Here is a 20,132-nt window from a genome sequence, read left to right on the forward strand (position 1 = left end):
GACAGTATTCGCCCCCTCGCAAAACGATTGCTCATCCTGTCGCGATATCCCAATCCGAGCGTCAGCTATTATCTGGATGAGAGGACCAAAGCGCTTGCCGATGTTCCCATCATCCGCAAGGGGCTCGATGACGGATTGGACGACGTCGATTGCGACGGGCTTTTCGTCATCATCTGCCGCTATATCAAGGGGCCGCAACTACGTTGGCTGGAGCGTAGGCGTGAGAATCTGGCGGGGGTAGCCTATTTCGTCGACGACGACATTCCTGCCATGATCGCGGGCGACGAGGCCAGTTGGCTCTATAAATTCAGGCTGCTCAATTCCGCCATCCGGCCGCTTCCACAGCTCAACCGATTGCTCACCCATCTATGGACATCGACGGAGCACTTGGCGGGGACATTGGCGAACTCCGGTCAGAAGGTCGACATCCTTGCGCCGATGCCGGCGAAATCGGCTTGGAAATCAGCCGAGAACGCCGGCAAATCGGCTGCATCGCTGAAGATGATCTATCATGCCACCGGTATTCACCGTCATGAGCACGAGTTCCTGATGCCGATCGTCCGGTCGGCCATGAACAAGCATGAGAATTTACATTTCGAGGTCTTCGCAGATGGTAGCCTCGCGCGTCGATGGCGTCGTCAGGGCATTGAGCCGGGTCGGATGACGATAAGCCCACAACTACCGTGGTCGTCCTATCTTGCGAGGACCACGGATCAGGGTGCCGACATTGCCTTGGTGCCGCTCCTCGCGGGAAGAACCAACGACAGCCGTGCCGACACCAAGCGGATCGATATAAGCCGCATGGGAGCCGCCGCCATATTTTCCCGATGCGCGACATTTGCACGCTGCACCGTCGCTGGAGAGATTCACATCGGCAACACGCCGGAGGAATGGCTGACGGCGATCGATCAGCTTGCGGAAGATAAAGCCCGGCGATTTGCCGTGCGCGATGCGACGCTACAATCCATAGAAAAAATGCGCCAGAGCGCAACGCTGGCATTTCCGGGCATACGTTTTGGTGGGCTTGGTGATATGGCTTGATGGCTAGCATGGAGACGCTCTCCACTGCTGGAATTTGGATATTAAGAAATCAATGACACTCAAGATTTTACCCAACGCCGATGTTCAACGCGAGATTTCCCCCGGCGCGGGCGCCAATTTGTGGAAATCCCTTGGCGACGATCCTGCTTTCGAAATCCGTTTCGCGCCCGTCAGAAAGAGGCTTGTCGTCGTTCACATTGCCGGCACTGACGAACCGATCGACCCGAAATTCTATGTCAATCGCGGTCGCGGTTTTCGGGAAAAGGATGCGGTCACGCTGTCGGCGGGGCATCGATTCATTATTACAGCGGATGTGGGAGCGATCGGCACGATCTGCTCGCTCCGCGCCGACCCGGCAAGTTTCCCGACGAGGTTCAGCTTCGACGTTGCGGCATTTTCTTCAGCAAAAGCAGCCGAGAGGCACATTTCAACCCTGCTCGACGCCCACGGGCAGTCTGAACGAGTCGATCTCGGCAGACTGGCGCAATACTGGACGAAATTGCCAAGGCTGCCCCTCGGAAAACGTTCGAAGAGCGCTGCGATACAATATGCGGAGGCGAGCTATCGGCTCGCTGCTGGTCTCGCTGCCTCCCCCGTCTCCTCAACGGCGGGACTGTGGCTGAGCGTTGTCGTTCCGGTCTACAATGCTCCAACGCGGTATCTCGACGATCTCGTAAGATCTTTCGAAGCACAAAACGAAGAGGGTACGGAGCTCATTCTGAGCGACGACGGATCGACCTCGCAGGAAACGCGGCGATGGTTTGAGAAGCAGAGATCCAAGAACAACGTCCGTTTCGTCCTAACCGAGAAGAATGGCGGCATAGCAGCCGCCACCAATGCCGGACTTCTGCATGCGCGCGGCCTTTGGCTCGCTTTCCTCGACCACGACGACGTAATCGCCCCTCACGCCTTCAAAGTCGTGCGACATGCGTTAGAGCAAAATCCCGATGCAAACTTCCTTTACACCGACGAACTCGTTGTCGACGACACGCTGAAACCCACGGGGCTGATGTTGAAACCGGCCTATGATCCCGTTCTTCTGACGGGCGTCAATTACATCAATCATTTCTCCGTCTATCGCCGCAGCCGGCTCCAGGACATCGGCTATCTCCGTACCGGATATGACGGTTCGCAGGACTATGATCTCCTGCTGCGCTATCTGGAAGGACTGCCCGAAAATTCCGTCCTTCACCTGCCCTACCCCGCCTATTGGTGGCGGCGCAACGGCCGCACCTATTCGCGGAAATTCATGGATGCCGCGACCGCCAACGCGAGAAAGGCGCTTGTCGAACGGTTTGAGCGCCAACAACAGCCTGTCCGCATAGAGGGGGCACTGACGAATACCCTGCATCGCGTCATGTTCGAGCGTCGGGAGACGCCATGGCCGAAGATATCCATCATTATTCCGAGCAAGGATAGCTTCGACCTGATCTCCCGGGTGCTGAAGGATATCTTCGAGCGAACGGATTATCCCAACTTCGAAGTGCTTGTCGTCGACAACGGCTCTTCGGACAAGGCCGTGTTGGATCTCTACGAGCATTATCGCGAAACGCGACAAGAGTTTTCGGCCTCGATCACACCCGAACCCTTCAACTTCTCCCGGTCGGTCAATCGCGGTTTGCGCGCCGCCAAGGGGGAGCACTATCTCATCCTCAACAATGACGTCGAGATTATCGAGCCGGACTGGCTGAAAGAGATGGCGGCCTGTCTCGCCTATGAGGGCACCGGCATTGTCGGCGCCAAGCTTCTCTATCCGAACGACAAGATCCAGCATGCCGGCGTCATTGTCGGTTTCGGCGGGTTGGCGGGGCATTGGTATATGAACAAGCCCAAGGATTTCGGCGGTCCGATGAACAGGCTGCATGTCCGCAATTCGGTGACCTGCGTGACCGGGGCGGTGATGCTGATTTCCGGCGACTGCGCCGGAGCGATCGGCACATTCGACGAAGAAAATTTCGCCGTCGCCTATAATGACGTCGATTATTGCCTGCGCGTCCATAAGGCCGGCTTTCGCATCATATGGACGCCTTTTGCCTGCCTCTATCACCACGAATCGCTTTCACGGGGATCGGACAAATCGGGAGAACGGAAAAAACGATTTGAGCAGGAAAAGGACAATCTGCGCCGGCTGCACGCGACTCAGACCTTTGAGGACCGTGCGATCAATCCCTCATACAGCCGGGATAAATCGGACCCAAAGATATTGATGCCAACGAAGCTGCGGATTCCATCGATGTGAGATCTCGGCGGCAATCCCACCTGAAGGAACCGCCGCGTTGCTTTAACCGCGATACTGCTCGTCAGTTACATATTCCATCCAGTCGGCAGCCTTGCCGTCTTGCATTTCCTGAATGGCGATATGCGTCAACGGGGTGTCCGGCCCGGCGCCGTGCCAGTGCTTTTCGCCCGGAGCAAACCAGAGGACGTCGCCGGCATTGATCTCGCGGATTTCGCCGCCCCAGCTTTGCGCAAGTCCCTTGCCGGACGTCACCACCAGTGTCTGGCCGAAGGGATGCGTGTGCCAGGCCGTGCGGGCGCCTGGATCGAAGCTGACATTGACCACCTGGACACGTGCGGGCGCCTGCGCCTGCATCAATGGTTCCTGGCGAACGCTGCCGGTGAAATATTCGGCCGGCGCATTGAAGGACGGGCGCGATCCATTGGGCTTTATCTCCACGGCGTTTCTCCTGCTTCAGCCAGCACAGCGCTTGCCGCGCCTCTTTCTCGGCCGCCAGCCTATGCCATCCGACGATATCATCCAAGCGACAACACCGATGTCAGCGCTTTACAATTGGATCAGATCCAACTCCTTGCCGATCTCCCGTTTGGCAATCTCGACGAGGCTTCTTTCATGAGTGAAGAGAATGGTCTGGAAACGCTCTGCCGTGCCGGCAAGCGCCTTCAGGCCAGCGCTGACGCGGTCGTCGTCGAAGGTTTGAAAGATATCGTCGACGATCAACGGCGCGGGCTCGTTGCGGGACGAATAATCTTCGAGGAAGGCGAGCCGCAGCGCGAGATAAAGCTGATCGCCGGTACCCTCGCTCAAGCCATCCAGCGGCACGCGCTCGCCGCCTGAGCGCTCCGCCAGCAGTTGCAGAGCATCCCTCTCGTCATGTTCCTCGACGAGGCGCGCAAAGCGCTGGCCGGTCAGCAATGAGAACAAGTCCCCTGCCCGCTTGATGACCGGATCGGCCTGCTGCTCGCGATAGGCCTCCATGGAGCTTGCCAGCATCCGTGCCGCGAGTTTCAGCACCACCCATTGCCGCGCCAGCTCCTTCGCCTCCTGTTCGGCGGAGAGCTTTTCGAACACGGCGTGTTCGGCGCTGACGCCGATCTCCAGCGCGCGTCGCTGGCGCTGGTTTTCCGCCAAGCGCGCCATCAGTTCGCCATGGGCGGTGAATTGCCGGAGGTCTTCGGCAATCAAGCGTTCAATCTCCAGCTCCGCAGCGACACGTTCGAAGCCGGCGAGCTGGGCGCGGGTTTCATCCTCGCCATCACCGTCGGCCTGCTGGCGGAAACGGTCGCGGCTTTCCGTCAGTCTCGTGTTCAGCCGGGCGCGCTCACGCAATCGCGACAGCAACACCGGCAGGTCGGCATTTTCTGGCAGATCGGCGGTCAGACGGGCGAGATCGGCCATCACCGTCGCAAGCGCATCAGCGCAGCGGATGGCCTGCGCCTCCGCACGCTGGCGCTCCTCATCTAGCTGATCGCGCTTCTTCTGTTCACCGCGCGCGGCATTGGCGCGAGCGTGCAACGCTTCGGCCGCGGCGTCCGGCGGCAGGTGATCGAGTTCATAGCCGGCCGTTGCGGCAAGTGTGGCGAGCCGCCGCTCGAAATCGGCCATGTCACGGCGCATGCCGCTGACACGGCGTTGACGGTTGTCACGCTCCGCCAAGACATCCGGCAGCTCCGTCCATGCCTTCAGGGCAGCGGCAGCCATTTCCAGCGTCGCATCCGCAGGAAGACCGAATGCCAGGACGGCTTTGCCGAACGCCTCGCGCCAACCGGCCTGGCGTCGCTCGATATCCTGCGACTGCTCAGCAAGACGCGTCAGCCGGTCACGTGCCGAGGCGATCTCGCCTTCGCGCGTGCGGCTTTCATTCCAGCGCTCCGAAAGCAGGCGAAGATGCTTTCGCAACCCTTCAGCCATGGCGCCTAACGGCAGCCGAGCGCTTTTATAACCGGTGGCGTCGGCGATATCTTTCAGTGCCGGAAAAACGCGCGCTTCAGCAAGAGCAGCTTCATCCCGCTCGTCCACCAGATCGTGCAGGGCTCGCCGCTCCCGCAACAGGCCTTCAATCGCGCGTCGCCATTCCAGCATGGCCGCCGGATCGAGCGCTGCGACACCGCAGGGCTCGAAGAGCGCGACAAAGGCGGCGAGCGCCTTGGCCGATGTTTCTTCCTGCCGCCGCAGTCGCCTCGCGGCGGCCTCGCGCTCTCTTTGCAGCCGCGCCTGCCGCAACAGATTGTCCGCATGGCGCGAAACCCGGTCCGCATCATTCAGTGCCGCATCGGCCAGGCGGTCCGCTTCCGCAAGACTCGTCCCGAAGCTGGCAATCGCTTTGTCATCGGGAGCCCGGCCAGCCACGAATCCATTGCGGATCGATTGCCATAGGACATCGCGAGCGTTCCGCGCCTCGGCGATCTGTTCATGCGTGACGATCGGACCTCTACGCTCGGCATCCTCCAGCGCCCGCTCGATCTCGGTCAACTGCTCATCATATACGCGCACCTTGTCGGATGCCTCGCGCAGACTGCCGCGGGCGGCGTCGATCACCTCCCGATGCGTGACGATTTCAGCGGGGTCCGGCAGCGGTGCGGTGAATAGTGCTTCAACATCGGCAACAGGAGGACGCAGGCGGGCAGCAGCCTCGCGAAGGTTCGTCTCGGCACGGCGGATCTGTGTCTCCAAGGCGTCGAGACGGGCGAGAGTGGCGAGATCACCAGCCAGTGACTCCAGTTGGTCGATAAAAGGCCGGGGATCGATCAAACGCCCGGCGAGGCCATCCTTCTCCAACGCCGCGAGCTGCCCGCGCTCGCTGTCCAATTGCTCTGCGATTGCCTGGGCCCGGAGCAATAACCGCCTGCCCTCTTCCACCAGTTCGGAGAGGCGGGCGCAGTCAGCATCGCTTGGCTGCCGTTTTTCCAATTGCGCAACATCGGAAAAACCAAGGCGGCGGGCAAGCTGTGCAAGCTCCGCGTCATATCTGGCCAATTCCTGATCGACGCGCGGCAGATCCTGGCGCTGGCTGCGATAGTTGCCGGTATCGGCAAAGAGCTGCGTGATGTCGCTCGATAGCTGCAGCAGAGTTTCGTCTATCGCGATCGACGATAGTTCTTCACCGGTACGCGTGGCCAGTTGCTGGGCACGGCGCAGCTCGTCCTCGGCGCCGCGCTTGTCGTTCAGGCTTTGCTCCAGCCTATCCGCAAAACTGTCCGGTATCGCCGATAGGTCGGCGAGGCGGTCAAGAGCTGCCATCTCGCCATCGATTTCGGCCAGCAGCGGCTGCAGCGTCTTCAATCTCTGGAGCTGGTCGAGTGCCTGCCGCGTCCCACGGCGCTGGTCCTGCAAGCGCTCCAGTTCCGTTTCCAGTTCTACGGCTTCCGAAAGCAGCTTCTTCCAGTCGCCGGATTTGAGCTCATTGTCACGTTCGGCTTTGCGGGCTTCGTCATGGCGGTCCAGCGCCCGGTAGAAACTGCGATCCTTCGACCGCCGCGGCGCATAGATGCCGTCAGCCTCGCCTTCCAGCGACTGCCGCAACCGCGAGAGGCCCGTGAGGCCGGAGGCGGCGGAAAACAACAGGCTGCCGATCTCGCCGCCGGTGCGAAGCATGGCAGTCGCGCCTTGCCGCAGCCGCAGAGAATCGAGACCGAAAGCACGCTCGAAGACATCGCGGCTCAAATTGCCGAGGAACGGTGCCAAGGCATCTTCCGCAAGCGGCGCCTCCTTATCGTCGGGAGCCAGCAAAGTGTTCTTGCGCCCGCGTCGGCGGCGAAAAGCGAGCGTCGCACCGTCCCGCGCGCGGATTGCCGCGCCGACACGCAGGCTCGTCGGCTCATGCAGGAAGCTTTGTTCGGCCGCAACGGGAAAGCCGAACAGCAAATCGGAAATGGCGCTGAGCGCCGAGGACTTGCCTGCCTCGTTCGGCCCGTAAATGACATGCAGCTTCGCGCCGGCGCGAAAATCGAGCGCGCGCTCGGTCAGCGCGCCATAGCGGAGAATGTCGAGCCGATCGAAGCGCATGGGTCAGCCTGCCCCCTGCCCGCGCGCCAGCAGCAATTGCCGCGCCTCCTCGATCAACATCTCGATGCTATCGTCAAGCGGCAACTCCGCCGCGCCGAGGCCGGACGGCAAGCGCATTGCGATTTCACCGACAAGCCTTTCCGCTTCCGCGACGATGTCCACATCGCTGGCATGTTCGGACAACAATTGGCCGAGATCGAGCGCGCCTTTGGCTTCGACAGTCCTCTCGACAAGCGGCTCCAGCCGCAGCTCCAGCTTCTCCAGCCAGATGTCCTCATGCACGCGATGGCACGCCGCCTCCACCTCATCGCGCCATTGCTGGCGGTTGGCCGCAATGGCGCCCTGCAAGGGCGTGATGCCCGACAGCCGCACGCGCAGCGCCGTCATGCGCCCGGCCATATCATCGGCAAGCGGCTGTACCGCCTGCTCGACGCGGCGCAGGATTGCGGCCTGATCGTCCTCGGGATCGACCACGATATCGGCCTGCGCAAACCGCGCCTCGTCGACGATCAAGCGTTCATGGCTGACGCGGCCCTCGTCGACCGTGACCAGCACCGCACCCTTTGCCCCACGCTCGCGAATGCTGCGGCCCTGCAGGTTACCGGGAAAAACCACCAGCGGATCGCTCGCCACCACCTCATAGTCGTGCACGTGGCCGAGCGCCCAATAGTCGTAACCGCGTGAACGCAAATCGTCGACCGAACACGGCGCATAGGGTGCATGCGGCTCGCGGCCGGTCAGCGAGGTATGGAGAATGCCAATATTGAACCAGCCGGATACGGGCGCGGGATAGGCAAGCGCCAGATTGTCGTTGGCCGAGCGCTCGGCAAAGCCCTGCCCGTGCAGCGCCACCTGCAAGGCGTCCAGCCTGACGGAGCCGGGCTTGTTCGTCGGGAATTCATGGACATTGGCCGGCAGCGTAATAGTCTTGGTGATGACGCTCGCCGCGTCGTGATTGCCGCGCAGCAGATAGACCCGGATGCCGGCCCGCTCCAGCCGTGCCATTTCCCGATTGAAGAACAGACCGATCTTGTTGTCCTTCCAATCGCCGTCATAGACATCGCCGGCGATGAGGAAGAAATCGACTGCTTTCTCGATCGCCAGCCCAACAAGCGTCGAAAAGGCCTTGCGGCTCGCTTCCACGAAGATGGAGGCGATAGTAGCATCCTTCAATGCCAGCCCCTGAAAGGGACTGCCGAGATGCAGATCGGCGGCGTGGATGAAGCTGAAAGAGGGCATAAGCTCCGGTCATCGTCAGATATCTGGCATATTCTTTTAAGGAAATACGGAGCCGATGAACACCACGTGGGAGAGGTCATCCAACGCTTTCGTCTATTGCCGGGGCCTGTCATTCTCCTATGTCACGCGATTGCGATCCTGCAACTTCGTCCTAAAGCGCATTGCGATCTCTTGGATTCGCTCCTTGCGCTTTAGGCTCTTGATTTTGCGCATGTCGTTATCGCAAAACCGATACGCACTTTTGCGCGACATGCTGAGGCTTGTCCGCACTCTGAGCGGCTGGTAGTGCCTTGGCATTTCATTACGAACGGAGACAATTCCATGAAACACTATGCTTTCGGTCGCACGCCCTTTATCGTTACGAATGTCGGTTTCGGCGCCTGGCAGATTGGCGGCGCCTGGGGCGATGTCAGCGAGGCCGATGGCCGCGCCGCCCTGAACGCTGCGCTCGATGCCGGCATGACCTTCATCGACACGGCTGACGTCTATGGCGACGGCCGCTCCGAAAAGATCATCGCAGACGTGCTGAAGGCGCGCGGCGGCACCCGCCCGATGGTCGCGACCAAAGCCGGCCGCCGGCTCAATCCGCACGTCGCCGATGGCTACAACAAGGCCAATCTTGAAGGCTTCATCGACCGCAGCCTGAAAAACCTCGGCGTCGACAGCCTGGACCTGGTGCAGTTGCATTGCCCGCCGACCGAGGTGCTCTATCGCCCCGAAGTCTTCGCCGGCCTCGACGAGTTGCAGAAGGCCGGAAAGATCAAGGGATACGGCGTCAGTGTCGCGCTGGTCGAGGAGGCGCTAAAAGCGATCGAATATCCGGGCGTGCTCAGCATCCAAATCATCTACAACATCTTCCGCCAGCGTCCCGACCATCTGTTCTTCAAAGAAGCCAGGCGCAAGAATGTTGCGGTCATCGCCCGCGTGCCGCTGGCCTCCGGCCTGCTTTCCGGCAAGATCACCCGCGATACTCAGTTCGCCAGCGACGATCATCGCAACTTCAACCGCCATGGTGAAGCCTTTGATGTCGGCGAGACTTTTGCCGGCGTGCCGTTCGAAGTTGGCCTGCAGGCGGTCGAGGAAATCCGCAAGCTGGTCCCCGCAGGCGCCAGCATGGCCGCTTTTGCGCTGCGCTGGATCCTGATGAACGACGCCGTGACGGTCGTCATCCCCGGCGCCCGCAATGCCGAGCAGGCCAGGGCGAATGCGGCCGCCGCCGACCTTGCGCCGCTTTCGGCCGATGTCATGGCCGCAACGCGGGAGATCTACGAACGCCTGATCGCGCCCCACGTTCATCACCGCTGGTAACTCCAGGAGTTTCCAGGAAGACACATGGCCGGGTCCCTATCCGGCCGTGATTTTTGCCGCTGCTGGCATCCAAAAACCAGGCACGCTTCCTATCTGTCTTGAAACGACGGATTCAAGGAGGAAGTTCAATGAAAGTGGCTCTGGTAACCGGTGCATCGCGCGGACTTGGCGCCGTGATCGCGCGCGAACTCGCAGACGCTGGTTGGGCGGTCGCCGTCAACTATGCGAATGATACCCACGGAGCGGATGCCGTGGTCGACGCGATCCGACAGCGGGGCGGCCAAGCCTATGCGGCGAAATTCAGCGTCATCGACAAGGCCCAGCTTACAGAGGGCCTCGACGCCGTCAGGGACGCACTCGGCCCCGTCGATCTCATCGTCAACAATGCAACGGGGCCGCAGCCGGAAATGCCGCTTATGGAGCAATCCTGGCAGACCCATCTCGACCAGCTTGAATTCTTCGTCAAAGCGCCGCTCGAGCTGCTTCAGGCCGTTTTGCCTGATTGGCGTGCGCGCAAGTCGGGGCGAATTGTAAATATCGGCTCGGAAGTGGCTGAACTCGGCAATCCCTATTTCGGAAACTACGCCTCGGCAAAAGGCGCCATGCTTTCCATGACACGCTCCTGGGCCCGAGAGCTTGCGCCGGAGGGAATCACCGTCAACCTCGTGGCTCCCGGCTGGATCCCCGTCGAGCGTCATGCAGGGGCATCTCAGCGGTCGATCGACGGATATCTCGCCCAAACCCCGATTGGCCATTTCGGAACGCCGGAGGACGTCGCCCACATGGTCGTATTCCTCGCTTCGAGCAAGGCGGATTTTCTGACGGGCCAGAAATTTGCGGTGAATGGCGGGCGGACGCTTCTTTGATGGTCCTATTTCTCCGCGGCCTCGGAGTATGACAGAACTTCAGGGCGGCAGGGCGGCCAGTCTGCCGACAAAAGCCGATTTCTGTAGCGGATGCTACCAAATCCTCTCATGCGAATAAAGTGTCGCTGGTAAAGCGCGAAAGAAAGCAACGATGATCCGTACCGCGAAACTGAGTGATGCTGAGCAAGCAATCCAAGTCCTGCGTAGGTCTATCACAGAACTATGCATTTTCGATCATCTAGGAAACGATGAAATCGTGCAGATGTGGTTGGAAAATAAAACGCCTGCACACTTTCGCTCCTGGGTCTGCGCGCCCGATCAACACATTCTGGTCGCGGAGCATGATGGGACGATTTGTGCGGTCGGCGGTGCGGCGCGAAAAAGCGGAGAGATTACGCTCAACTATATCGCACCCAGCGCTCGCTTCCAGGGCATAAGCAAGAGGATGCTGGTCGCCCTCGAACGATATCTACAAGATGCGGGCCATGAGCATGTTATTCTCACCAGCACCGCGACAGCTCACCGCTTTTATCGGTCGGTCGGCTATGTTGATACGGGCGCGCCTGTCATGTGGGGTCTACTATCTGGCTATCCCATGGCCAAGGCCCTGGTGTGAGATGCCTTTGACGATCGACGTATTGATCTACCGCCGAATGTAGTCACTGGTGGCATTTGCCAGATAAAAATGAAAAAGGGGTCCGAAATGCTTCGAACCCCCTGCGTCCTCCACCATAGAGCAAAAGCCCGATAGGCGGGTGAAAACGGGATATCAGCCGTTGACGGCGTCCTTCAGGCCCTTGCCGGGCGTGAACTTCGGCACGTTGCGAGCCGCGATATCAACCTCAGCGCCGGTGGACGGGTTACGACCCTTCGTGGCTGCACGGTGAGAAACGGTGAAGCTGCCGAAACCTGCGAGACGAATGTCGCCGCCCTTCTTCAGTTCAGTCTGGACGGTATCAAAAACAGCGTCAACAGCGGAAGCAGCGTCAGCCTTGGTAATACCGGCCTTCTCGGCCACTGCGGACACGAGCTCATTCTTATTCATGTTTCCACCCCTTTCTACTGGTATGAAACGACTCATCTTGTAAGCGGGGCGCAGAATACGAGTGCTCTAGCCCGCCGCAACCCCCAAAAGCCCTGCAAATCAAGGAAAAGCAAGCGCCGCCAAAAGCTTTTCACAAAAAAAGACCGGCAAAAATGCCGGTCTTTTCTGGTTTTATGTCAATTCGGCGCAAATGAGGCGCAACCATGCTCAGTGTGCGATGGTTGCCCCAACATCGTCGACGCCTTCAACCGTTGCGATCACGGGCGTTTCGACGGTGCCGTCCCATTCGATCGGCTCGGGTCTGCGCACCAGCGCATGCTTGATCACCTCGCCCATGCGGGATACCGGGACGATCTCCATGTTGTTCTTCACGTTGTCCGGAATCTCCGCCAGATCCTTGGCGTTTTCCTCCGGAATCAGCACCTTCTTGATGCCGCCGCGAAGCGCTGCGAGCAGCTTTTCCTTCAGGCCGCCGATCGGCAGCACGCGGCCGCGCAGCGTGATTTCGCCGGTCATGGCCACATCCTTGGAAACCGGGATGCCGGTCATGATCGAGACGATCGCGGTTGCCATGGCAACGCCGGCCGAGGGGCCATCCTTCGGCGTCGCACCTTCCGGCACGTGCACGTGGATGTCGCTCTTGTCGAAGAGCGGCGGCTGGACGCCAAAATCGACGGCACGCGAGCGGACATAAGACGCCGCCGCGGAAATCGATTCCTTCATGACTTCCTTCAGATTGCCGGTGACCGTCATGCGGCCCTTGCCTGGCATCATCACGCCTTCGATCGTCAGCAGCTCGCCGCCGACTTCCGTCCAGGCGAGACCGGTCACGACACCGACCTGATCGTCGCGTTCGGCTTCGCCATGACGGAAGCGCGGAACGCCGAGATATTCGTCGATATTCGCAGCGGTCACCGCAACGGACTTGGTCTTGCCCTTGATGATCTCGGTGACCGCCTTGCGGGCGAGCTTCATCAATTCGCGCTCGAAGTTACGCACGCCGGCTTCGCGGGTGTATTGCTGGCTGATCGCCATCAGAGCGTCGTCGCTGACCGAAAATTCATTCGGCTGCAGCGCATGTTCCTTGATGGCCTTCGGCAGCAGGTGCCGCTTGGCGATTTCGCGCTTCTCGTCTTCAGTATAGCCGGCGATACGGATGATCTCCATGCGATCCATCAGAGGCGCAGGGATGTTCAGCGTATTTGCCGTCGTGATGAACATCACGTCAGACAGATCGTATTCGACTTCCAGGTAATGATCCATGAAGGTCGAATTCTGCGCCGGGTCCAGCACTTCCAGCAGGGCCGAAGACGGATCGCCGCGGAAATCCATGCCCATCTTGTCGATTTCGTCGAGCAGGAAGAGCGGATTGGACTTCTTGGCCTTCTTCATCGACTGGATGACCTTGCCGGGCATCGAGCCGATATAGGTGCGGCGATGACCGCGGATTTCGGCTTCGTCACGAACGCCGCCAAGCGCCATGCGGACATACTCGCGGCCGGTCGCCTTGGCGATCGACTGGGCGAGCGAGGTCTTGCCGACGCCCGGAGGGCCGACGAGGCACAGGATCGGGCCCTTGATCTTGGTTGCGCGTGCCTGGACGGCCAGATACTCGACGATGCGTTCCTTGACCTTGTCCAGACCGAAATGATCCGCTTCGAGGATCTTCTCGGCATTGTTCAGATCGGTCTTGATCTTCGACTTCTTGTGCCACGGGATGCCCAGCAGCCAGTCGAGATAATTGCGCACGACGGTGGCTTCCGCCGACATCGGGCTCATCTGACGCAGCTTCTTCAGCTCCGCGTCGGCCTTTTCCTTGGCTTCCTTGGACAGCTTGGTCTTGGAGATGCGCTCTTCCAGTTCGGCCATCTCGTCGCGGCCTTCCTCGCCGTCGCCGAGTTCCTTCTGGATCGCCTTCATCTGCTCATTCAGGTAGTATTCGCGCTGGGTCTTCTCCATCTGGCGCTTGACGCGCGAGCGGATGCGCTTTTCGACCTGCAGAACCGAAATCTCGCCTTCCATGAAGCCGAGCGCCTTTTCGAGGCGGCCCTTGACGCTGGTGGTTTCCAGCATCTCCTGCTTCTCGGTGATCTTGATCGACAGATGCGAAGCGACGGTATCGGCGAGCTTCGAATAATCGTCGATCTGGCTGGCCGCACCAACCACTTCCGGCGAAATCTTCTTGTTGAGCTTTACATAGCTTTCGAATTCCGAAACGACCGAGCGGCTCAGCGCTTCCAGTTCGACCGGATCTTCGTTCGGCTCATGCAAGACATGGCCGAGCGCCTCGTAAAAATCCTCGCGGCCTGTGTAAGCGTCGATCTCCGCGCGTGCCCGGCCTTCAACCAGCACTTTGACCGTGCCGTCGGGGAGCTTCAGGAGCTGCAGCACATTGGCTACCGTGCCGACCTTGTGGATTGCGTCCGGGGCGGGATCATCGTCGCTGGCGTTGATCTGGGTGACGAGCATGATCTGCTTGTCGGACCCCATGACCTCTTCCAGCGCGCGGATGGACTTCTCCCGTCCGACGAACAGCGGCACGATCATGTGGGGAAAAACCACGATGTCGCGCAATGGCAATACCGGATAGGCAATGCTCTCAGTTGCCGCAGACGTTTTCTTAGTCATGTCATTTCCTTTCCGTCGTCCCGTTCCCGGGCTCTCTGCCGGCTTTGGGGGATTAGCCGGCTCTCTCACTTGGGTTAGAAGTGGAGCTTCACATCTTTCATTTCAAGTCGCGCAAGGCGCACCGCAGGGTCACGAAATGCGCATGTCACGAGGAGGAACGCAACAACAAACACCGGGCCCCGGCTACTCAAACATTGCCAGCGATCCAGTTCCCGAAGGACCGAAGCCAGACCAAATCCATGTATCCGCCGAGGTCCCCAGAATCACGCCATCATGGCCGCGGCAAGCGCTCTTCACAACCGGTTTTATCGGCCTTCCAATAAGCTTATCCCGGACTTTATCAGGAAACTGTACGGTTTTTCAAATAGAAAGGGGCCCGTCAAAGACGAGCCCCTTAAGCCGCAAATCTGAAGATCACGCGGTCGCGTTGGCCTTTTCTTCCTGCCGGTCTGCGTAGATGTACAGCGGACGCGCAGAGCCGCGAACGACCTCTTCGGAAATGACCACTTCGCGAACACCTTCCAGCGCCGGCAGATCGAACATGGTGTCGAGCAGGATCTTTTCCATGATCGAGCGCAGGCCGCGAGCGCCGGTCTTGCGCACGATCGCCTTGCGGGCGATTTCGCGCAGCGCATCCTCGTGGAAGGTCAGCTCGACGTCTTCCATCTCGAACAGGCGCTGATACTGCTTGACGAGCGCGTTCTTCGGTTCCGACAGGATCTGGATCAATGCATCCTCGTCCAGGTCTTCCAGCGTCGCCAGAACAGGCAGACGGCCAATGAATTCCGGGATCAGGCCGAACTTGACCAGGTCTTCCGGCTCCAGTTCGCGCAGCACTTCGCCGACGCGGCGGTCATCGGGCGCCTTGACAGCGGCGCTGAAGCCGATCGAGGTCTTTTCGCCGCGGGCGGAGATGATCTTGTCGAGACCCGCGAAAGCGCCGCCGCAGATGAAGAGGATGTTCGTCGTGTCGACCTGCAGGAATTCCTGCTGCGGATGCTTGCGGCCACCCTGGGGAGGAACCGAAGCAACCGTGCCTTCCATGATCTTCAGCAGAGCCTGCTGCACGCCTTCGCCAGAAACGTCGCGGGTGATCGACGGATTGTCCGACTTGCGCGAGATCTTGTCGACTTCATCGATGTAGACGATGCCGCGCTGAGCGCGCTCAACGTTGTAGTCGGCAGCCTGCAGCAGCTTCAGGATGATGTTTTCGACATCTTCGCCGACGTAACCGGCTTCGGTCAGCGTCGTGGCGTCAGCCATGGTGAAGGGCACGTCGATGATGCGGGCCAGCGTCTGGGCAAGATAGGTCTTGCCGCAGCCGGTCGGGCCGACGAGCATGATGTTCGACTTCGCCAGTTCGACATCGCCGTTCTTGGAGGCATGGGCGAGCCGCTTGTAATGGTTATGAACCGCCACCGACAGGATCTTCTTCGCCTGTCTCTGGCCGATGACGTATTCGTCGAGAACCTTGATGATATCCTGCGGTGTCGGCACGCCGTCACGGGACTTCACCATCGAGGATTTGTTCTCCTCGCGGATGATGTCCATGCACAGCTCGACGCATTCATCGCAGATGAAGACGGTCGGCCCGGCAATCAGCTTCCGGACTTCATGCTGGCTCTTGCCGCAGAATGAACAATACAGGGTATTCTTGGAGTCGCCGCCGTTGCTGCCGCTGACTTTGCTCATATCATTTTCCTTCCAGCACGCCGCTGATTTCCAGATTGAAATCGCGGTCCACTCAATGCGCCCGCCGGACCTGCCCCTCGTTTCATCAGCAGATCGCGGCGCTCTTCGGGGTACTGAACGTAGTCCAGACAACATGCCCGGACTGCGGTGGCAACGAATCCCCCTTCGAATGCCGAATGCTATGTCATAAAATCGCTACATAGCATTAACGCTTACTATTACCGTGTTCTACACCACATTAAACCCCTATTCGATCACAAATGGGATAGAACTGTGGCGTAGAAGACACCGCCCTTGGATAACTCAGGCGGGCGTTTCACCTTCCATTTCAGTACGGGACGTCAGCACCTTGTCGATCAAACCCCACTCCTTGGCCTCGTCGGAGGACATGAAATGGTCACGATCGAGCGTCTGCTCGACTTCTTCGTAGGTGCGGCCGCAATGCTTGACATAGACTTCGTTCAGGCGGCGCTTCATCTTGATGATGTCGCGGGCGTGACGCTCGATGTCCGAAGCCTGACCCTGGAAACCGCCTGAGGGCTGGTGAACCATGATGCGCGAATTCGGCGTTGCGAAACGCATGTCCTTGTCGCCTGCGGCCAGCAGCAGCGAGCCCATGGACGCAGCCTGGCCAATGCAAAGCGTCGACACGGCGGGCTTGATGAACTGCATCGTGTCGTAGATTGCCATGCCTGCCGTAACGACGCCGCCAGGCGAATTGATGTAAAGCGCGATCTCTTTCTTCGGGTTTTCCGCCTCGAGGAAGAGAAGCTGGGCGCAGACCAGCGTCGCCATTTGATCTTCGACCGGACCCGTCAGGAAGATGATGCGCTCCTTCAGCAGGCGAGAATAGATGTCGTAAGACCGTTCCCCGCGGTTGGTCTGCTCAACAACCATCGGCACCAGAGCCATAGCTGTATCGACTGGATTTCTCATGTGCGTCCTTTACCAAGCTTGCCCCGACGCCGAAATGCCGGGAATCGAATAAAATCCTTTTACCCTACATAGAGTGTCACTGCCCTGCACTTCAAGACGCGCGAAAGCATAACGTCAAAAAGGCGTGATGGCTCGGGGGATATTGAGGAAGCGTTTCTAGCCGCTGATTTCCTGATGCCAATAGATCTGGTGACGGGCTGTGCGCGGTCCACTGGTTTTCGCGACCGCAGGGTGAAGGAAGAATGAAGCGCTGACGAGGTTGGCACAGCGTCAATCGCATGCGCAGGCAAAATTTACCAAGCGACTTAAGGAACTCACCATCTTATTCAGCGATGATGCCTCCATTGCAAGCGTTACCGTGTCCTTTGCGTCGAGGATATCTGCGCCACGGTAAAGGAGAAACGCACATCGTGCTCAATATCACCACGGGCCTTACCATCTGGTGTTCGGAAGCGTTTACGCTCGCAACCGTGCTTTTCTTTGCCTGGCGGCATGATCGCCAGACGTCCGCCTATTTGATGTGGGCGCTGGGCTTCACCGTCAGCGCCGTCGGGTTCGCGCTGGTGGCAGCGCACGGCTTCGTTCCGGAGTTCCTGTCGATCGAAGTCGGCAACGGCATCGCCCTGCTCGGCGAAAGCGCCTGGATCGCCGGCTTTTGCTGGCTGGACAAGCGAAAGCTCGATTGGCGGGCGCTCTTTCCGCCGCTCATCTGGTTTGCCGGGGTCGAACTGCCTTGGATTCATGAGAGCTATGTCAATCGCGTCATCCTTTACGATCTCGCCGGCGCTGTCGGCGCGACGCTGCTTGCCTCCGCGGTGCGCCCGGCCGAGGGGCGGCGCGAGGGCGTGCGCGGTCAGCTCGGCTTCGTTTTCATGGCGCTCGCCTGCCTTTGCTTCGTTTCCGCCATCTCGATGACGCTTCTGCAGCCGAGCCTCGAGGATGCGCTGACCTATCGCAGCTACTCCGCCCTCGGCAGCGCGCTGCTGATCACCACGGCGATCGCGCTCACGGGCAGGCTGATGATGGAACGATCCGAACGGCGCTGGCGGGCGATCTCGATCACCGATACGCTGACGGGCGCGCTGAACCGGCGCGGCCTGCAGGATTATTTCGAACTTGTCGCCGGAAAGACCACCAAGGATGCGCAGAAGATCGCGACGCTGCTGTTCGATCTCGATCACTTCAAAGCGATCAATGACCGTTACGGCCACCAGACGGGCGACATCGTGCTTGCCGAATTTGCGCGCATCGGACGCCAGTTCGTGCCTCGCAGCGGGGCATTCGGCCGCATGGGTGGCGAGGAATTCACCGCCTTCGTGCTCGTCGACGACCAGGCGGAGGCGGAGGCGATCGCCGAGACTATCCGCACGAATTTCTGCAGGGTGCCGCTGCTTGCCGGCCGTTCACTGGTGCCGGCAACCGTCAGTGTCGGTCTGGCGATCATGCCGTGCGATACCGCCAATTGGGACCGGCTGGTTTCCGCCGCCGATCGCGCGCTTTATGCCGCCAAACGCGCCGGCCGCAATTGCACGATCGTCTTCAGCGAGGCGGAAGCGGCAATGGCCACGGATACGCCGCCCGATCCGAACGGCGGTGAACTTGTGCCGACGCTCGACGATCAGATCCATGCGCTGCGCCGCCTTGGCACGTTATCGCGGATGTAATGGTCTTTTCGCGTCCGATTTATTCCGATAATCCTTTCGTCATGACCACATCCTCCGTTTTCTCGATCGATCCCATGGCGCGTCGCGTGTCCCTCAATGCCCGCGATCCCGCCTTCTACAACAATCCGAACGCCGTCTACGCCGCCTTGCATGCCGAATGTCCCACCTTCTATTGGGAACAGCAGCAGCAATGGTATTTCACCGGCTATGATCATGTGAACGGTCTGCTACGCGACCGCCGCTTCGGCCGGCAGATCCTGCATGTCGCCAGCCGCGAAGAGCTCGGCCTGCCCGCGCCGCGGCCGCATCTGAAAAACTTCGATCTTGCTGAGCAGTATTCGCTTCTCGAAATCGAGCCGCCGGAGCACACACGGCTCAGAACTCTCGTCAACCGTGCCTTCGTCTCCCACCATGTCGAGAAGATGAAGCCGGAACTGGCCGAGCTCGCCAACCGGCTGATCGACGCATTCGAGGAAAAAGGCGAAGTCGAATTGCTGTCGGCCTTTGCGGATATCATTCCCGTCACCATGATTGCGCGGATGATCGGCATTCCGGAAGAGATGGGGCCGCAATTGCTGAAGTGGTCGCATGCCTATGTGCGCATGTACATTTTCGGCCGGACGCCGGAAGATGAGCTTGCCGCCGATCAGGCCGCCAAGGAGTTTGCCGACTACGTGAAAACGGTCATTCGCGAGCGCCGCGCTAACCCGCGCGACGACCTCCTGACGCATATGATCACGACCGAGCACAAGGGCCAATATCTGACGGAGGATGAGCTGGTCTCGACGACGATCGTGCTGCTCAATGCCGGCCATGAGGCGACAGTGCACCAGATCGGCAATTCCGTCCGCGTCATCCTGGAGAGCGGCTACGCGCCAGCCGAGCTTTTCAGGGACGAGGCGACGACGGAGCGGACCGTGGAAGAAACGCTGCGCATCTGCGCACCCGTACATGTGTTCCAGCGCTGGTGCCTGGAGCCGGCCGAGATCGACGGCGTTTCCTTCCAGCGCGGCGACAAGGTGGCATTGATCCTTGCCGCTGCCAATCTCGACCCCACGAAGTTCTCCGACCCCCTCACCTTCAAGCCCGGTCGCAATGAAGCGCCGAACCTCTCCTTCGGCGCCGGCATTCATTTCTGCATCGGCGCGCCGCTGGCGCGTCTGGAATTGAATGTGGTCTTGCCGATCCTGTTCGAACGCCTACGCGGCCTAAGGCTCAAGAAGACGCCAGAGGTTAAGGACCTCTATCAATTCCACGGCCTCGACAAGCTTGAACTGAGCTGGTGAGTTAAGTTCGACGTCTCACCGAACCAAGATGACAGAACAGGCTTCAAGTCCGCGCCTTTCTGGACCGTGGCATTATACGAAAATGTCGAAGCGATGCGTCGAGTTCTTAAACCATCGCCCAAAATGCAAAATGGCGCGCCAAACCGGCACGCCATCGCAAAATCAACGGAAGCGGCACAGCGC

Annotated in this window: 14 protein-coding genes; 7 read left to right on the plus strand and 7 right to left on the minus strand. The window is 59.8% G+C overall.

Translation table 11 applies throughout. The features are described 5' to 3' along the window. The first annotated feature begins 27 nt into the window (after window positions 1–27). Window positions 28–1,041 (plus strand): hypothetical protein, encoded by a 1,014-nt coding sequence (locus QDY28_RS03180; protein ID WP_331380226.1) that lies wholly within the window; start codon window positions 28–30, stop codon window positions 1,039–1,041. Between the two features lie 52 nt (window positions 1,042–1,093). Next, window positions 1,094–3,280, plus strand: coding sequence for a glycosyltransferase family 2 protein (locus QDY28_RS03185; RefSeq protein ID WP_331380227.1), 2,187 nt, complete (start codon window positions 1,094–1,096; stop codon window positions 3,278–3,280). Window positions 3,281–3,322: 42 nt separating this feature from the next. Here QDY28_RS03185 and QDY28_RS03190 read toward each other — a convergent pair whose 3' ends face one another. From QDY28_RS03190 to QDY28_RS03200, 3 genes are all read right to left on the minus strand, one after another. After that, complete coding sequence (locus QDY28_RS03190) at window positions 3,323–3,718, minus strand: (R)-mandelonitrile lyase (RefSeq protein WP_331380228.1); 396 nt, start codon at window positions 3,716–3,718, stop codon at window positions 3,323–3,325. 108 nt (window positions 3,719–3,826) lie between these two features. Continuing rightward, a complete protein-coding gene (locus QDY28_RS03195; protein WP_331380229.1) occupies window positions 3,827–7,285 on the minus strand; it encodes an ATP-binding protein in 3,459 nt (1,152 codons plus the stop codon). A gap of 3 nt (window positions 7,286–7,288) precedes the next feature. Beyond that, entirely contained in the window at window positions 7,289–8,524 is a 1,236-nt protein-coding gene (locus QDY28_RS03200; protein ID WP_331380230.1) for a metallophosphoesterase family protein, read from the minus strand. Window positions 8,525–8,845: 321 nt separating this feature from the next. Here QDY28_RS03200 and QDY28_RS03205 point away from each other — a divergent pair, with 321 nt between their 5' ends. The 3 genes from QDY28_RS03205 to QDY28_RS03215 all read left to right on the plus strand — a co-directional run bounded on the left by QDY28_RS03205 (window position 8,846) and on the right by QDY28_RS03215 (window position 11,314). After that, on the plus strand, window positions 8,846–9,832 hold the full coding sequence (locus QDY28_RS03205) for an aldo/keto reductase (protein WP_331380231.1): 987 nt from the start codon (window positions 8,846–8,848) through the stop codon (window positions 9,830–9,832). 128 nt (window positions 9,833–9,960) lie between these two features. Continuing rightward, complete coding sequence (locus QDY28_RS03210) at window positions 9,961–10,698, plus strand: SDR family oxidoreductase (RefSeq protein WP_331380232.1); 738 nt, start codon at window positions 9,961–9,963, stop codon at window positions 10,696–10,698. A 151-nt stretch (window positions 10,699–10,849) separates the two neighbouring features. After that, the gene (locus QDY28_RS03215) at window positions 10,850–11,314 is read left to right on the plus strand and encodes a GNAT family N-acetyltransferase (RefSeq protein ID WP_331380233.1); all 465 of its coding nucleotides are present in this window, start codon (window positions 10,850–10,852) and stop codon (window positions 11,312–11,314) included. A gap of 153 nt (window positions 11,315–11,467) precedes the next feature. On the opposite strand, the gene hupB is transcribed toward QDY28_RS03215, so the two are convergent. The 4 genes from hupB to clpP all read right to left on the minus strand — a co-directional run bounded on the left by hupB (window position 11,468) and on the right by clpP (window position 16,999). After that, a complete protein-coding gene (gene hupB / locus QDY28_RS03220; RefSeq protein ID WP_028753992.1) occupies window positions 11,468–11,743 on the minus strand; it encodes a DNA-binding protein HupB in 276 nt (91 codons plus the stop codon). A 207-nt stretch (window positions 11,744–11,950) separates the two neighbouring features. Continuing rightward, on the minus strand, window positions 11,951–14,371 hold the full coding sequence (lon, locus tag QDY28_RS03225) for an endopeptidase La (protein ID WP_331380234.1): 2,421 nt from the start codon (window positions 14,369–14,371) through the stop codon (window positions 11,951–11,953). A gap of 414 nt (window positions 14,372–14,785) precedes the next feature. Continuing rightward, entirely contained in the window at window positions 14,786–16,063 is a 1,278-nt protein-coding gene (gene clpX, locus QDY28_RS03230) for an ATP-dependent Clp protease ATP-binding subunit ClpX (protein WP_028753990.1), read from the minus strand. Between the two features lie 303 nt (window positions 16,064–16,366). Beyond that, entirely contained in the window at window positions 16,367–16,999 is a 633-nt protein-coding gene (gene clpP, locus QDY28_RS03235; protein WP_104822662.1) for an ATP-dependent Clp endopeptidase proteolytic subunit ClpP, read from the minus strand. Window positions 17,000–17,409: 410 nt separating this feature from the next. Here clpP and QDY28_RS03240 point away from each other — a divergent pair, with 410 nt between their 5' ends. Continuing rightward, complete coding sequence (locus QDY28_RS03240) at window positions 17,410–18,663, plus strand: GGDEF domain-containing protein (protein WP_331380235.1); 1,254 nt, start codon at window positions 17,410–17,412, stop codon at window positions 18,661–18,663. A gap of 41 nt (window positions 18,664–18,704) precedes the next feature. Beyond that, window positions 18,705–19,949 (plus strand): cytochrome P450, encoded by a 1,245-nt coding sequence (locus tag QDY28_RS03245; protein WP_331380236.1) that lies wholly within the window; start codon window positions 18,705–18,707, stop codon window positions 19,947–19,949. The last annotated feature ends 183 nt before the right edge of the window (window positions 19,950–20,132 follow it).

This window comes from Rhizobium sp. BR 362, from assembly GCF_036528765.1.
GTDB lineage: Bacteria > Pseudomonadota > Alphaproteobacteria > Rhizobiales > Rhizobiaceae > Rhizobium.

Coding starts and splice junctions, on each gene's coding strand:
- hupB (WP_028753992.1), bottom strand. CDS start 11,743: ATGAATAAGAATGAGCTCGTGTCCGCAGTGGCCGAGAAGGCCGGTATT.
- QDY28_RS03210 (WP_331380232.1), top strand. CDS start 9,961: ATGAAAGTGGCTCTGGTAACCGGTGCATCGCGCGGACTTGGCGCCGTG.
- QDY28_RS03215 (WP_331380233.1), top strand. CDS start 10,850: ATGATCCGTACCGCGAAACTGAGTGATGCTGAGCAAGCAATCCAAGTC.
- QDY28_RS03200 (WP_331380230.1), bottom strand. CDS start 8,524: ATGCCCTCTTTCAGCTTCATCCACGCCGCCGATCTGCATCTCGGCAGT.
- QDY28_RS03245 (WP_331380236.1), top strand. CDS start 18,705: ATGACCACATCCTCCGTTTTCTCGATCGATCCCATGGCGCGTCGCGTG.
- clpP (WP_104822662.1), bottom strand. CDS start 16,999: ATGAGAAATCCAGTCGATACAGCTATGGCTCTGGTGCCGATGGTTGTT.
- clpX (WP_028753990.1), bottom strand. CDS start 16,063: ATGAGCAAAGTCAGCGGCAGCAACGGCGGCGACTCCAAGAATACCCTG.
- QDY28_RS03195 (WP_331380229.1), bottom strand. CDS start 7,285: ATGCGCTTCGATCGGCTCGACATTCTCCGCTATGGCGCGCTGACCGAG.
- QDY28_RS03205 (WP_331380231.1), top strand. CDS start 8,846: ATGAAACACTATGCTTTCGGTCGCACGCCCTTTATCGTTACGAATGTC.
- lon (WP_331380234.1), bottom strand. CDS start 14,371: ATGACTAAGAAAACGTCTGCGGCAACTGAGAGCATTGCCTATCCGGTA.
- QDY28_RS03185 (WP_331380227.1), top strand. CDS start 1,094: ATGACACTCAAGATTTTACCCAACGCCGATGTTCAACGCGAGATTTCC.